The organism is Ligilactobacillus acidipiscis (assembly GCF_900116935.1).
Classification (GTDB): Bacteria; Bacillota; Bacilli; order Lactobacillales; family Lactobacillaceae; genus Ligilactobacillus; species Ligilactobacillus acidipiscis.
Map to the genome: position 1 here is coordinate 1,416,572 of NZ_LT630287.1, position 14,159 is coordinate 1,430,730.

18 protein-coding genes are annotated in these 14,159 nt (G+C 39.8%); 2 read left to right on the forward strand and 16 right to left on the reverse strand.

Annotation, left to right across the window (positions count from 1 at the left end):
* Positions 1 to 162: 162 nt before the first annotated feature.
* The 3 genes from BQ5903_RS06505 to BQ5903_RS06515 all read right to left on the reverse strand — a co-directional run bounded on the left by BQ5903_RS06505 (position 163) and on the right by BQ5903_RS06515 (position 2,300).
* Positions 163 to 1,158, reverse strand: coding sequence for a D-2-hydroxyacid dehydrogenase (locus BQ5903_RS06505; RefSeq protein ID WP_010494329.1), 996 nt, complete (start codon positions 1,156 to 1,158; stop codon positions 163 to 165).
* A gap of 109 nt (positions 1,159 to 1,267) precedes the next feature.
* Positions 1,268 to 1,555, reverse strand: a complete 288-nt coding sequence (locus tag BQ5903_RS06510) for a GIY-YIG nuclease family protein (RefSeq protein ID WP_010494331.1) — start codon at positions 1,553 to 1,555, stop codon at positions 1,268 to 1,270.
* Complete coding sequence (locus BQ5903_RS06515; protein WP_056988017.1) at positions 1,542 to 2,300, reverse strand: tRNA1(Val) (adenine(37)-N6)-methyltransferase; 759 nt, start codon at positions 2,298 to 2,300, stop codon at positions 1,542 to 1,544. Before BQ5903_RS06515 ends, BQ5903_RS06510 begins: the two co-directional genes overlap by 14 nt.
* Before the next feature lie 94 nt (positions 2,301 to 2,394).
* Between BQ5903_RS06515 and BQ5903_RS06520 the strand changes: the two genes are divergently transcribed.
* On the forward strand, positions 2,395 to 3,027 hold the full coding sequence (locus BQ5903_RS06520; RefSeq protein ID WP_010494337.1) for a lysophospholipid acyltransferase family protein: 633 nt from the start codon (positions 2,395 to 2,397) through the stop codon (positions 3,025 to 3,027).
* 51 nt (positions 3,028 to 3,078) lie between these two features.
* On the opposite strand, the gene BQ5903_RS06525 is transcribed toward BQ5903_RS06520, so the two are convergent.
* Together BQ5903_RS06525 and BQ5903_RS06530 are read right to left on the reverse strand one after the other, a co-directional pair.
* A complete protein-coding gene (locus tag BQ5903_RS06525; protein ID WP_079579664.1) occupies positions 3,079 to 3,306 on the reverse strand; it encodes a YneF family protein in 228 nt (75 codons plus the stop codon).
* Between the two features lie 114 nt (positions 3,307 to 3,420).
* Positions 3,421 to 3,669, reverse strand: a complete 249-nt coding sequence (locus tag BQ5903_RS06530) for a DUF896 domain-containing protein (protein WP_010494340.1) — start codon at positions 3,667 to 3,669, stop codon at positions 3,421 to 3,423.
* Between the two features lie 164 nt (positions 3,670 to 3,833).
* Here BQ5903_RS06530 and lexA point away from each other — a divergent pair, with 164 nt between their 5' ends.
* Positions 3,834 to 4,460, forward strand: coding sequence for a transcriptional repressor LexA (gene lexA, locus BQ5903_RS06535; RefSeq protein WP_010494342.1), 627 nt, complete (start codon positions 3,834 to 3,836; stop codon positions 4,458 to 4,460).
* A 228-nt stretch (positions 4,461 to 4,688) separates the two neighbouring features.
* Here lexA and BQ5903_RS06540 read toward each other — a convergent pair whose 3' ends face one another.
* From BQ5903_RS06540 to efp, 11 genes are all read right to left on the reverse strand, one after another.
* A complete protein-coding gene (locus BQ5903_RS06540; RefSeq protein ID WP_079578646.1) occupies positions 4,689 to 5,930 on the reverse strand; it encodes an ISL3 family transposase in 1,242 nt (413 codons plus the stop codon).
* Positions 5,931 to 6,190: 260 nt separating this feature from the next.
* Positions 6,191 to 7,870: a DNA repair protein RecN gene (gene recN / locus BQ5903_RS06545; protein ID WP_079579203.1), complete on the reverse strand. Its 1,680-nt coding sequence runs from the start codon at positions 7,868 to 7,870 to the stop codon at positions 6,191 to 6,193.
* Positions 7,871 to 7,951: 81 nt separating this feature from the next.
* The gene (locus BQ5903_RS06550; protein WP_010494352.1) at positions 7,952 to 8,410 is read right to left on the reverse strand and encodes an arginine repressor; all 459 of its coding nucleotides are present in this window, start codon (positions 8,408 to 8,410) and stop codon (positions 7,952 to 7,954) included.
* Between the two features lie 61 nt (positions 8,411 to 8,471).
* Positions 8,472 to 9,293, reverse strand: coding sequence for a TlyA family RNA methyltransferase (locus BQ5903_RS06555; RefSeq protein WP_010494355.1), 822 nt, complete (start codon positions 9,291 to 9,293; stop codon positions 8,472 to 8,474).
* 9 nt (positions 9,294 to 9,302) lie between these two features.
* On the reverse strand, positions 9,303 to 10,190 hold the full coding sequence (locus BQ5903_RS06560) for a polyprenyl synthetase family protein (RefSeq protein WP_010494356.1): 888 nt from the start codon (positions 10,188 to 10,190) through the stop codon (positions 9,303 to 9,305).
* A complete protein-coding gene (locus BQ5903_RS06565) occupies positions 10,183 to 10,425 on the reverse strand; it encodes an exodeoxyribonuclease VII small subunit (protein ID WP_010494359.1) in 243 nt (80 codons plus the stop codon). Before BQ5903_RS06565 ends, BQ5903_RS06560 begins: the two co-directional genes overlap by 8 nt.
* The gene (gene xseA, locus BQ5903_RS06570; protein ID WP_010494361.1) at positions 10,418 to 11,764 is read right to left on the reverse strand and encodes an exodeoxyribonuclease VII large subunit; all 1,347 of its coding nucleotides are present in this window, start codon (positions 11,762 to 11,764) and stop codon (positions 10,418 to 10,420) included. The genes BQ5903_RS06565 and xseA overlap by 8 nt, the downstream gene beginning before the upstream one ends.
* Positions 11,761 to 12,612, reverse strand: coding sequence for a bifunctional methylenetetrahydrofolate dehydrogenase/methenyltetrahydrofolate cyclohydrolase FolD (gene folD, locus BQ5903_RS06575; protein WP_079579205.1), 852 nt, complete (start codon positions 12,610 to 12,612; stop codon positions 11,761 to 11,763). The genes xseA and folD overlap by 4 nt, the downstream gene beginning before the upstream one ends.
* Before the next feature lie 129 nt (positions 12,613 to 12,741).
* Positions 12,742 to 13,143, reverse strand: coding sequence for a transcription antitermination factor NusB (gene nusB / locus BQ5903_RS06580; RefSeq protein WP_079579207.1), 402 nt, complete (start codon positions 13,141 to 13,143; stop codon positions 12,742 to 12,744).
* The gene (locus BQ5903_RS06585) at positions 13,143 to 13,574 is read right to left on the reverse strand and encodes an Asp23/Gls24 family envelope stress response protein (RefSeq protein ID WP_079579209.1); all 432 of its coding nucleotides are present in this window, start codon (positions 13,572 to 13,574) and stop codon (positions 13,143 to 13,145) included. Before BQ5903_RS06585 ends, nusB begins: the two co-directional genes overlap by 1 nt.
* A gap of 19 nt (positions 13,575 to 13,593) precedes the next feature.
* Entirely contained in the window at positions 13,594 to 14,151 is a 558-nt protein-coding gene (efp, locus tag BQ5903_RS06590; protein WP_010494369.1) for an elongation factor P, read from the reverse strand.
* Positions 14,152 to 14,159 lie beyond the last annotated feature (8 nt).

A 14,159-nucleotide genomic window follows, 5' to 3' on the forward strand; every position in this document is an offset into this window, starting at 1 on the left:
TCTAATAAGCACCACTCGCTCAGCATACAGAGTGTGAATTAGGCACCTAAAAAGGCACCATTTTTATTGTAAATGATTACGTTGTTAATTGCAATAACATTTGACCTGATCGCCTAAAAATTATTTAGTACTGGATAATTGAACAGTGACGCTCAGTTCTTTTTATTCAGCATTCACGATTGAATCCGCTGTACCTGTCTCAATGACTGACTTTGCACTGTTCAAAGATAGTCTAACCATATTCTTGACAGCCGTATCAGTATAAAATGCAACGTGTGGTGTCACAATTACATTTTCTAATTCACGTAATTCGTTGAAAAGCGGGTCTTTGATTTCTTTTCCCCTCAAATCATGGTTGAATAAGGGGCTTTCATTTTCATAGGTATCAAGACCAGCACCAGCAACTTTTCCACTTTTAAGTCCATCGATCAACGCTGCTGTGTCTATTAAAAGCCCCCGTGCAGTATTGATCAAATAAACACCGTCTTTCATTTCTGAAATAGCCTGGGCATCGATCATATGCTTATCTTTTAACGAAGCTGGCATATGCAAAGTGATTATATCAGCCTTTTGATATAATTCCTCTTTACTGTCAACATAGATACCTTCTGCTGCTAATTTAGAGTCCGTATAAGGATCATAAGCTACGATTTTGGCACCAAAACCACGATAAATAGAAATAGCAGCCTTACCGATTCGGCCGGTTCCGATCACACCGATAGTTTTATCGTGAATTTCTTGGCCAACGTTTCCTTCCCAGCGAAAGTCTTGTTGTTCGCTGCGTTTTCTAAAATTATCAATTTTCCTAAGCAATTGCAATAATAGAGTCACAGAAAATTCAGCAATCGCAGTCGGCGAATATGCTGGCACATTAGTTACTGCAATATTATTCGCTGAAGCTTCTTTGAGATCAACATTGTCAACACCGACATTGCGGATCGAAAAAACTTTGATCCCTAAACTCTGTGCTTTGTTAAATAATGACTTAGGATACTCGCCAGTTTGTAAGGCTAAAACTGCATCATGACCATTGATCTTATCCATTGTTTCGTCTGTCAAAGGATCTTTAATTAAATCAACTTGAATATTATTTTTGGTTGACCATTCCCTAAAGAATGGTTCTTCGTCATCTCTCACTGAAAAAGCAATCATTTTCATATTACTAAAACTCCTTCATGTTTTATATAGCTAAAATTCTTAGAGAAATATAGCATGACTTATATTATACGTGACACAACACATCATTGACTACACAAAAATAAATTCATTAATTTTTTTTAATTGATTCAAGATCGACTCCATGAGCCGACAAAAAGCTTTCTTTTTTAGAACGTGGCTGATGTTTAAACGCATATTCTGCTTTTAGGGCCAGAGACTTACTGTCAAATTCTTCATGATAGATCATTTTAACTGGTCTTCTGACCCTCGTATATTTAGCCCCTCGTCCCGAATTATGCTGCTCTAAGCGCCGTTTTAAATCAGTTGTAAATCCTCCATACAAGGTCCCATCAGCGCAAAAAAGTACATAAAAAAAATAGTGTTTATTCTTCACCATATAAAATCCTTCTTACTTCTGGCAAATATTGATCCTGTTCGTCATAAACAACTACAGGAGGAACAAATCTCAATCCCCCGGGGCGACCATCCTTGATTGCCTCTATCAAAACCATATTAGCTTCACGTCCTTTTTTAGGATAAACCAAACGGATCCTTTTAGGAACAAGGCGGTTTTTTTCCAATAAGCTAAAGATTTCTTGAAGTCGATCAGGACGATGCACCATATACATTTTACCGCCCATTTTCAGTAAAGCACTGATAATTACTATAATATTAGCCAGTGAGGCTGTGCTTTCGTGTCGAGCCAACGCTAAGTATGGATTAGGATTTTTTTTACTAGATGGTTGATCAGCAAAATATGGTGGATTACACGTGATCGTATCGACCGAATCTTTTTTTATTTCTTGTAAAATATCTTTAAGGTCCATATTTAAAACTGAAACTTGTTCATTCAGATCATTTAATTCAATGCTCCGTCTGGCCATATCTACTAATCTTGTTTGAACCTCAACTTGGGTAATGTGGGCTTTCGTTTTTTTAGTCAAAAATAAACCAACCGCCCCGTTACCTGAGCAAAGATCAATGATCTTTCCTTTTTGTTTTAAAATTGGCTGCGCAAAATCCGCCAACAAGACCGCGTCCAAAGAAAACGAAAAAACATCTGCACTTTGAATGATCTTGATATTATTAGCATACAATTCGTCTACTCTTTCTCCACTTTTCAATTGCGGATCAAATTTCATTTTAAACACTTTCTTTCATCAAAACTTGCAACTGGTATAATAACTATGTAATATTATTCTTGACAATACTATTTTGGAAAGGAATGTCACTGCGATGTTCTACTCATTTATTCGAGTTGTGGCTCGAATAGTAGTTGCTATCATTAATGGCAACAGCCACTACCTTAACAAAGAAAAACTTCCTGAAGGCAACTATATTGTAGTCGGGCCTCATCGTGCCTGGTTTGATATGATTTATTTTGCCTTGGCTGCATCCCCGAAACGTTTTTCATTTATGGCTAAAAGGGAGTTATTTAAGAACCCTGTTCTCCGCTATATCTTGGATCACGCAAATGCTTTTCCCGTCGATCGTGAACACCCGGGACCCTCTGCAATCAAAACACCCGTCAAATGGTTACGTAAGCGAGATATCTCGCTGATCATGTTTCCTTCTGGGACACGACACTCACAAGAAATGAAGGGCGGTGTCGCATTGATCGCCAAGCTTTCAGGAGTACCGATCGTACCAACAGTTTACCAGGGACCATTAACTTTCAAATCTCTTTTTTCACGAAAACGTGTTACAGTGGCATTTGGTGACCCGATTTATCTTGACCGCAAAGCAAAAATGACTGATGAAAAGCAAAACAAATTATTTGCAAAAATGGAAGCAGAGTTTGAAAAGTTGGATCAGCAGGTCGATCCTAATTTTAAATACGTTGATGTTTCAAAACATTCAACAAAATAAGGATAAATAAAAAGTCGGGTGATCACCCGGCTTTTTTATTTAAAAATGACTTTATTTTTTCTTCCCATAATTAGCTTTCATGGACGTCATCATTTGGTTAAGTTTCTTTTCCGAAGGCTTCTGGCCCATCTGCAACATCATTTGTCTTAACATCTGTTCATTGATTGGCGGGGTTTTTTGTAAATAGCTCTCCATATACTTGCGGGCACCGTAGAAACCGCCTACGAGTCCTAAAACCAACGCGATGATGACGATAATTATCCATACTGGTGTGGACATCATCAACTACTCCCTTCCTTAACTTTTGCTTACTTAGTTAAGTTTACACAATTAACTGTGAAAAATAAAGTGGTCGTCAAAAATTACACAAACTTCTCCACTTTTTATTAACTTTTAATCGTCACGTAAACCACGTTTTCTTTGGATATCTTTGACCTTTTCAGGGGTAACTTCTTTTCCCTTTTTATCAAAAACCTGCGTCATCTCGATCTGACTGCGAAAGTTTTCGCGAAACATGCTTAAATAGGTTTCACGTAAGCGCTGCTGCTCTTCTTGTTCTTCTTTTGTTAAACCATTTGCCTTTTTTTTGTGAGCCAGTTCGTTGATCCTATCTAATAAGTTTTGTGGGATCCCATTATCCATATCTTCTACGACCTCTTTTCATACAACGAGACTCTTTAATTCCAATACAAACTATCTTAAACAATTAATACTAAAAACTCAAGTATTTTATCCGAACATTAGTTTGAAATAGCAACAATAATATGATACGCTTGAACTATAAAAAATTAAATGAGGTGTTCGTGATGTCCAAAATAATCGAAGAACGACAAATCTCCGTCTTAAAATTCATCTACGAATGTGTACATGAAAAGGGTTACCCGCCTACTGTCCGTGAAATTGGCGAAGCAGTCGATCTCTCTTCGACCTCAACTGTCCATGGACACATTGCACGTTTAGAAAAGCGCGGATATATTCACAAAGATCCTACTAAACCACGTGCCCTTGAAATAACCCTTGCTGGGATGGAAGCGCTCGGTATCAGTGAAAAAGCTGCTAAAATACCAGTTCTAGGAACGGTTACAGCTGGTAATCCAATTTTAACAGTTCAAGAAACAACAGACTACTTCCCCTTGCCACCTAATTATGACTCCGCTCAAGACTTGTTTATGTTAACTATCAGAGGCGAAAGCATGATCAACATTGGTATTCTCGACGGCGACGAAGTGATCGTCAGACAACAACGTTCCGCAGATAATGGTGATATTATTATCGCTATGACAGATGACAACGAAGCAACCTGCAAACGATTCTTCAAAGAAAAAGATCATTTTCGATTGCAGCCTGAAAACGACACAATGGCCCCGATCATTTTAGATTCAGTTACCGTACTTGGTAAAGTTGTGGGCTTATACCGAGACTTCATTAGCTAAAAACAGCCAGATAAATAAAAAAACGAGTAACTTTGATAAGTTTGCTCGTTTTTTAGGGACTTTGTCAAATAGTGTTGATGGCCCATAGAACTCTATCTTTATGGTAGGGTTCTTTTTTTACTGCCATAGCTAGATTAAAGTGTTTGGGTTGGGAGGCAGGTGCGGGTCCGAAGCGTAGCGAAATGGGCCCGCACCTGCCTCCCACAGTGTTGACCTAAATTTTTTATCTTAGGCATGGATCAATTTGATGCGGATAAAGAAATGCCTTAAGTTACTGAATCCGTAACAGCTACGTTTAAGTTCTTTGATCTTGCGATTGATCCCCTCTAACGGCCCATTAGAGTAGTCATAGAGACAAGCGTTCCTGATCCCTAAGTAGTTCTTTTGAATGGTCCTCATGACGGTATCCATTTCAGTACCATTGGGACGGTAGTTCATAACTAATTGTTGTAAAGTAGCCCGATCGCGGTTGCGAATAAAGGTTAAGATCGTTTGATAGGTCTGATAGTTTTCTGCGAACTGTGGAAAATTCTTGAGTCCCAGATCGACCACATTTTGGGCAGTCGTGTATTCATTTAATCCCCGATAATATTTAACCTGGGAGGTCTCAAGTTGATTTTCAGCTAAGTGGAATAAGCGCCAGTTGCTTTTTAAAACTTTATAGTTGCGGTCGTGGTGGTCGTTGATCCCTTTTAAAACACGCAGCCGTTCATGGTCAAGTGCCCGACCCGCTAACTGAACAATATGGAAACGGTCAAAGACGATCAGGGCGTTAGGAAAAAGACGACGGACGAAAGTCTGATACTGCGCATTCAGATCCATGGTCACCAGTTGAACTTTTTGACGCTCAGAAAGTGTATAAGTATTGGTGAAATACTCGCGGATCGTCTGCGAGAGACGATCTGGCAATAAGGTGACCAAATCATGGGTTTTTGCGTCAATGCAGATAAAAGAAAAGCAGTTCTTAGTTGAACGAAATTCGTCAAAACTGAGAGCTGTCGGCAGCTCTTTGGGCGTTACTAAAGCTCGCTGATCCTTATACAAGATCCGTTGAACCGAGGAAGCTGAGATTCCCACGGTCTGGCTGATCGTTTTGACTGGCAGTGAGTTCTTAGCCAAAGTCGCGATTTCGTGGACTGCTTGGCGGGTGATCGAGTGCCGAGGTGGAGCGAGCTGCGTCTGCGCGCTAAAAGTATGGTGGCAAGTCCGGCACAGATAACGCTGTTTGCGCAAGTTCATGCGGAGCGGTTGTTCACCTAGGCTGGGTAGTCTCATCTTGGTCAGGCGGGTCCCATTCTGAACGATATTCGTGGAACCACAATTAACACAGCGTTCGACGGGGTAAGTCAGCGTAGCTGAAAGCAGTTTTTCGTGAACTCCGGCCTGTGAAAAATCAGTACAAGCTGAAATTTTGATATTTGGGTCTTGGATATTGAGTAAATTTAGGATAGAATCAGTTTGGGACATCATTTATACCTCGCTTTGATTTGGTTTTGTCGCTTTAATCGTAGCATATGAGGACAAATGATGTCCTTTTTTGTACAAAAATAGTGCTGATGAACGCTCATCAACACTAAAAAGTGTAGACCCATTTTTTATTTACTATTTTAGTTAAGTTCCAGCAAATAAAGAGTTTTGCCGACCCAATTCCATCATCTCTTTGCGCTAAAACATACTTTAATGACAGGGCCAAACGGTACTTAATTTTTTCCTGTTCTTCTGCTAAGTTTTTAAGAATGACCCATTTTTAACAATTCAGCAGCGTGCTTCCGAGCAAGATCTGTAATTTCCGTTCCCGCAAGCATCCTAGCCAATTCTTCAATTTTTTCAGACTGCCTCAGTCGTTCAACTCTTGTTTCTGTCCGACCATCTTGAACATGTTTGGTAACAAGATAGTGGTGATCACTTACAGCAGCAACCTGTGGCAAGTGAGTAATGCATAATACTTGAGAGCTTTGGGCGATCAAACTGATTTTTTCAGCAATTGCCTGGGCCACTCGTCCGCTAACTCCAGTATCTACCTCGTCGAAAATAATACTTGTTACACCTTGACGTTGAGCAAAGATGGTCTTAAGCGCCAGCATGACTCGTGATAATTCACCGCCAGAAGCTATTCTTGCCAAAGGACCCATCGATTCACCCGGATTAGTTTGAATATAAAATTCAACCTGATCAAGGCCCTCAGAATTGAGCCGTTCATCTGTTCCCTGTAAAAACTTAACACTAAAAACTGCCTTTTCCATGTACAAAGCTTTCAGTTGTTTATGAACAGCTTTTTCGAGCTGGACAGCAGATTTTTTCCGCTCACTGGAAAGTTGACGTGCAATTTGCTTAGATTTTTTGAACAGTTCATCTACGCGCTCTTTTTGTTCATCGGAGTCCGCATCTGTTTGTTGCATACCTTTAAGTTCACTTTTAATCTTTTGATAATAATTTAAGATCTCGGAAATTGAATTCCCATATTTTCTCTTCAGTTGATGAATATCATCCAACCGGTGTTCGATCTGGTCTAACCGGTCTTCATCCCATTCCATCGTTGCAAGTTGATTTGAAACATCACGCACTGAATCAGATAAACCATAATAGGCATCCGTTATACGCTGGCTAATTTGTCCTAAATCAGGAGAAAACTCTGCAACACGCTGCATTTGTTCCATCACAGAACCAACTTGTCCTAAAGCATCATTTTCTTCCCCTGAAAGTAACTGATAACTGTTTTCTAAAGCATTATGGATCGCTTGATAATTATCCAGCTGCTCTTTTTCTTCAGCCAACTGCTCCTCTTCTTCAGGCTGTAACTGGGCGGTTTTAATCTCTTGAACTTGAAATTGCAACATATCCAACCGCTGAACCCAGTCTTTTTCATTCTTTTCTTTCTTTTCCAGACTGGCCTTTTCTTTGCGATATTGTTGATAGCTCTCAGAATATTTATCTTTAAGTGCTCGCAACTGCTTATTATCAAAACTGTCCAACAATGACAAATGCTTGTCTGGACGCATCAACTCCTGATGCTCATTTTGACCATGAATATCGATCAAAGTCTCACCGACTCGCCTCATATTCGTCAAGTTGACCAGTTCTCCGTTGATCCGACAAATATTGTGCCCATTACGGTACAACTCACGCTGCAAGATCAACCCATTATCATCGTAACTGATACCTACCTCGTCTAAAATCCGATAGGCTGGAGCATTTTTGGGTAAAATAAAGAGAGCTTGTAATAACGCCTTCTTCTTTCCCTTTCTAATATAGTCTGCGGACCCGCGACCACCGGCCAATAACCCTAAAGCATCGATCACGATAGATTTACCCGCCCCAGTTTCACCAGTTAGTACCGTCATTTTAGGTTGAAAGTCTATTTGAATTTTATCTATAATTGCAAAATTTTTAATAGTTAAACTACTTAGCAAATACTTTCGCCTCCGATGAAACCTAATTGCGTCTATCTATGTAGACAATTGAATCTTGTTAAAGAACAAGTGCTTCATTGCTTAATCTTCATTTGTCAACTTTCGTATTTTTTCTTGTACCTTACTTGCAGCTTGTGTTGAACGATTGAAGATCATAATCGTATCATCGTCACTAATACATGCGAAAACTTCAGGATAATTCATTTGTTGGAACAAACCAGAAACTGTGGGCCCATTACCAGGTTGAACTTTCAAGACACACATTTCATTGTGAATATCTGAACTCACATATACATCTTGCAGCGTCTTTTTTAGTTTGACAGCTGCATCTACTTCTTTTTCAGAAGGAAGGGTGTAACGATAACTACCATCATTTAAAGGGACCTTAATAAGCTGTAACTGCTTGATATCCCGTGAAATCGTCGCTTGAGTGACCTCAATACCGCGTTTAGCAAGGAGATCAACTAGGTCTTCTTGCCGATACACATTATTTTCCACTAGTAGTTGTTTCAACAATTTATGTCGTTCATGTTTCTTCATATAATCCACTTACCCCACACTTTAAATAATCCTGCCGGCTTGACAGTTCAAAATCCTAAAATTAATGCAGTAAAGTCTGGTGAGCTTTTTTAACCACTTCAACCGGCGAAACCTGGAGAAGATTTTGTCCCTTCTCACCTTCAGGACACTTCACTAAATGTACGATAAATTCAATATTACCCGTTCCTCCAGTAATCGGTGAAAAATCTAACCCGCTAACATTATACCCGCTTTTTTGGGCAAATCCTAAAACATCATCTAAAACTTCCAAATGAGTCTGCTCATCGTGCACTATGCCGTGTTTCCCGACTTTATTTCTACCTGCTTCAAACTGCGGCTTGATCAAGGCAACAACATCGCGTCCAGTTTCTAAAATTGAATACAAGGTCGGTAAAATCAAGCGTAAAGAAATGAAGGAAACATCGATCGAGGCAAAATTTGGCTGTCCCTCTTTAAAATCTGCTAACTTACTATAGCGGAAATTAGTATTTTCCATCACTATCACGCGTTTATCTTGACGAAGTTTCCAAACCAGTTGATTTGTTCCCACGTCTAGAGCATAACTAAGGCGCGCATGATTTTGTAAGGCTACATCCGTAAAGCCGCCAGTAGAAGACCCAATATCCAGCACTGTACGTCCGGTCAGGTCAATTTTAAACACCTTTAAGGCTTTTGCAAGTTTTAAGCCCCCACGACTAACGTAAGGCATCTTTGTCCCTTTAAAATGAAGTTTGACAGAAGAATCGATTTTCATACCGGGTTTATCCAAACGTTCTTCGTTTTCCCCTAAAATTTCTCCTGCCATCACAGCCCTTTTTGCTTGTTCACGACTATCAAACAAGCCTTGTTGTACTAATAATACATCAATTCGTTCTTTTTTCATTTTCCTACCTTATATTTTAAAATATCCTAGTAATTCGTCAAACAGTTCTGTTTGCACACCCAAGTCATTCAATTGTTTTAACACATTGCCAGCCTGTGACAATGTGTGTTCAAGTGATCGTTTAGCCTCGTTGAGACCTAATAAAGCCGGGTAAGTATTTTTGTGCTCCAAACTATCTTTGTGAACAGCCTTTCCCATCTTTTCTTGTGTTGAAGTTACATCCAAAATATCATCATAAATTTGGAAAGCTAATCCAAAAAGCAAACCGAATTCTCGCAATAGTGCTTGGTGTTGGTCGGAAACGCCGGCCAATATTCCTCCCGCTTCAAAAGCGTAAGTGATCAAAGCACTAGTTTTCCCAGCATGTAAGACTTTTAACTGTTCTAAAGTCAATTGCTGCTTTTCTCCGAGAATATCACGAGACTGACCATCGACCATTCCTTTAGGACCAGCCGCTTTTGCCAACTTATGGACTAATTTCAAATTATCAACTGGTGAAATCCCTGCTTCAGTTAACCACTCAAACGCTTCCGTCAATAAAGCATCACCGGCCAAAACTGCCATAGCCTGACCGTAAACTTTATGATTAGTTGGCTTCCCCCGCCTAAGATCGTCATTATCCATTTCAGGCAAATCATCGTGAATCAGCGAATAAGTATGAATAAATTCCAAACTGCCAGCAACAGCAAAGACAGCCTCAGAAATTGGCGTTTGAAAGCTCGCACACGTTGCAAAGACGATCAAAGGCCTGATCCTCTTACCGCCAGCCATTACTGAATAACGCATTGCAGCACGCAAAGTGTCCTGGTTATCCAAGGAATTCAGACGAGCTTCCATCTGCCGATTTAGTTCATTGATCTCACTTGCTTGCAGCTTTGAAATACTGTTATTACTCATTATCATCTTGCTCCTGCTCAAAAACCTGTTCCTCACCATTTTCATCGATCACTTTGGTTAAAGTTTTTTCAGCATTTTCTAGAGTACCCTGTAACTTTTTGCTGAGCTTAACTCCCTTTTGAAAAGAATCTAACGCTTCCTCTAAAGGGACATCCCCCTGTTCCAATTTAGAAACGATTTTTTCAAGTTCAGCCAAATTTTCTTCAAATGTTGGTTCTTTTGTATCTTCACTCATTGCCTTGCTCCTCCTTGGTATCGATGATGCGCGCATCCGCAATTCCGTCTGCCATATGCAAAACTACCTTATCATCTACATCTAGATTTTTAACACTTTTAGTGATCTTACCAGCATGACTGACATAAGAATATCCACGTCCCATAACAGATAAAGGACTGAGTACATCCAAATTGCTCACCTGTTGCGCTAGCTCATTTTTCTTTGCAACTAAATAAAGTTGCATATTTCGCTGTAATTGCTGCTTATTTGTAGCCAAAATTGACCCTGATCTCTTAAGACGCGGTTTAGGATCTACCATTTTCAAACGACTATTCAACTCTAATTGTTCTCGCTGAACACGCGATAGTTCTTGTCCAAAAGCTGCTTCAAGTTTAGAATTCAAAAAGTCAAGTTTCTGTAAATAGCCTTCGTACAAACGAGCCGGCGTTTTAAATATATATGAATCGATTTGCCGTGCTGCTTGACGTTCATTGCGATCTAAGACTGTCTTCATCGCTTGCACTAACCGTAATCTTTGCTGCTTTAATTTTAATATCTCATCTGAAAGGAGCGGTGTAGCCAACTCTGCTGCCGCAGTTGGTGTTGGGGCACGTAAATCAGCCACCAGGTCGGCAATTGTAGTATCAGTTTCATGTCCGACAGAAGAAATCACTGGAATCTTAACAGCTGCGATCGCGCGTGCAACTTTTTCTTCGTTAAAAGGCCACAAATCCTCAATTGAGCCGCCGCCACGACCAATGATCACAGTATCAAAATCCTCATGTTGCGTAACTTCTTTTAATCTGCCGACCAAAGAATCTGCGGCTTGTTCTCCTTGAACAACTGCAGGAAACAAAACAAGTTGAGCGATCGGATAGCGCCGTTTAACAGTTGTCATAATATCACGAATGACTGCACCTGATGGGCTTGTGATCACAGCTATTTTTTGCGGAAAACGAGGGATCCTCTTCTTTTCTACAGAAAAGAGCCCTTCAGCAGCAAGTTTCTTCTTTAATTGTTCGTATGCCTCATATAAAGCACCTACACCGTCCGGTTGCATACTTTCAATATTTATTTGATATGTACCATTAGGCTCATATAAATCTATCCGGCCAACGAGCAAGACCTTCATGCCTTCTTCAGGTATAAATTTCACACGTTTAAAATTAGACTGAAACATTACCGCACTTATTTTAGCATTATCATCTTTTATACTAAAGTACTGATGTCTAGGACGTAAACGAAAATTTGAAATTTCACCTGTCAAAAACACTCTTTGAAGATAGGGATCGACAGTAAACTTTTTGTGCAGATAACGTGTCAAAGCAGTAACCGTTAAATATTTATCTGTAGTCAAATTTTCAACTCCTTTGCTGCAAAGCCAATTGTTTGTTTCATTAGCATCACACTTGTCATGGGGCCAACACCACCCGGAACTGGGGTCAGATAATCAGCTGCTTTTTTCACATCGTTTTGGTTGACATCTCCTACAGTTTCGCCGTTAGACAAACGATTGATCCCAACATCAATGATCACTGCACCTGGTTTGATATACTTGGCTGTGATCATTTCGGGCTGCCCAATTGAAACGATCAAAATGTCGGCTTTCTTAGTGACCTCTTCCAGATCGACAGTCTTGCTGTGCGCGATAGTAACAGTGGCATCCGCGTTGAGTAGCATTGCAGCCAAAGGACGACCAACAATATTACTGCGACCAACTATCACCACCTGTTTGCCCGCGAGCTGGATGTGATATTCATTAAATAATGCCATGATCCCAGCTGGCGTGCACGGAATAGGGCCCGGATCATTCATAAATAAACTCCCAATGTTGTACGGATGAAAACCGTCAACGTCTTTAGCGGGAGAAATCGACTCTATCATTTTTTTCTCATCCAAATGTTTTGGGAGCGGCAATTCGACCAAAATACCATGAACAAGCGGGTCTTCATTGTAATTTTGAATGATCTTGATAATATCTTGCTCAGAAGAATTCTCAGGTAAGAGCCGATCGTGAACATTAACTCCCAACTTATTAGCCAGTTTTTTCTTACTCCGAAAGTAAATTTGACTAGCAAGATCATTACCCACTACCAAAACCGCCAATGTTGGAACGATCCCATGCTCTTTGAGATAAGTCGTTTGGCTTAACAAAGATATCTGAAATTTTTGAGAAAGCTTCTTTCCATCCATTAAAACTACCATGCTACTACCTCACAACAGAAATTATTTACTTTCAATTTTAGCACATTGCCCAATGCAAAACTAATCCAATCATTTATCAAACATAAATTAAAAAGCCTGAGCAACAATAACTGCTTCAGACTTTTAATATTATAAGAGGTTAGATAAAACTCCATTGATGAAACGTCGTGACTTGTCGTCGCTAAACGCTTTTGCAAGCTCTAAGGCTTCATTTAGCGCAACCTTGTCGGGAGTTTCACTTTCAAACTTAATTTCAAACACAGCAATTCTTAAAATCAAGAGATCTGTTTTGCTCAAACGATCCAGTGACCACTTTGAATTAAGATGTGTTTCTAGAAAACTATCAATTTCCGCTTGGTGTTCCAAAACACCATGGACCAAAGTTTGCATATATTTTGGAACGCTTTCAAGCCCGAATTCTTCCTCTGAAATTTGCTGACAAACCAAATCAGGATCTGCATCCAAATTGCTCTGTAGGGCAAATAAAACTTGAAAAGCACCCTGGCGTACCTGATGTCTTGTAGTAGCCATTACTTCTTACCCTCTTTTTCTTCTCCAAAAATATTATTTGGGTCAACCGTCGCTTCAACCTTTTCGGGAACTACTCCCTGGACATGAACATCGACTGATGCCAATTTCAAACCAGTCATAAACAAAACCTGCTGTGCAACTTTATCCTGAATTGCAGAAGCTACTTTAGGGACAGAAACTCCATAATTTAGGAAAACATTAACATCAACTTTTAACTCATTTTGAGCTGCTGCAAGTTTAACACCTTGCTTTCGGTCTTGACGTCCAAATAATTTCGAAAAACTATTTGCAATAGAACCATGCATTGAGTAAACACCTTCAACTTGGCTGGCAGCAATCCCAATGATCACTTCGACAACCTCAGGTGCGATCTTGATTTCTCCTAGGTCTGGCTGGTTGCTGGTCAAAACAATATTGTTTTCGTCAGACATTACTAAACCCCCTTATTAATTAGGCACGCGAAATGTACGTTCCGTCTACCGTATTAATAGTCAATGTATCTCCTTCATTTACGAAAAATGGAACTTGCACAACAAGACCTGTTTCCATTGTCGCAGGTTTTGATCCACCAGAAGCGGTGTCACCTTTGATACCAGGTTCTGTTGCAGAAACTACTAAATCAACAGTGTTTGGCAATTCAACGCCCAACGTCTCAGAGCCATACATTATGACACTGACGATGGTGTTTTCTTTCAAGAATTTCAACTCATCTTTAATTGATTCTTCTGGGAGTTCTAACTGTTCATACGTTGTTGTATCCATGAAGACATGGTTGGTACCATCAGCATACAAATATTGCATCTTTTTACGGTCGATTTGTGCTTGGTTGATTTTTTCACCACCACGGAATGTTTTTTCCTGAATCGCACCAGTCCGTAAATTCTTCAGTTTAGAACGAACGAAAGCTGAACCCTTACCTGGTTTAACGTGTTGAAATTCAACAACGCGCCATAATTCACCATCAATTTCGACAGTCAAGCCTGTCTTAAAGTTATTTACTGAAATCATCTAATATA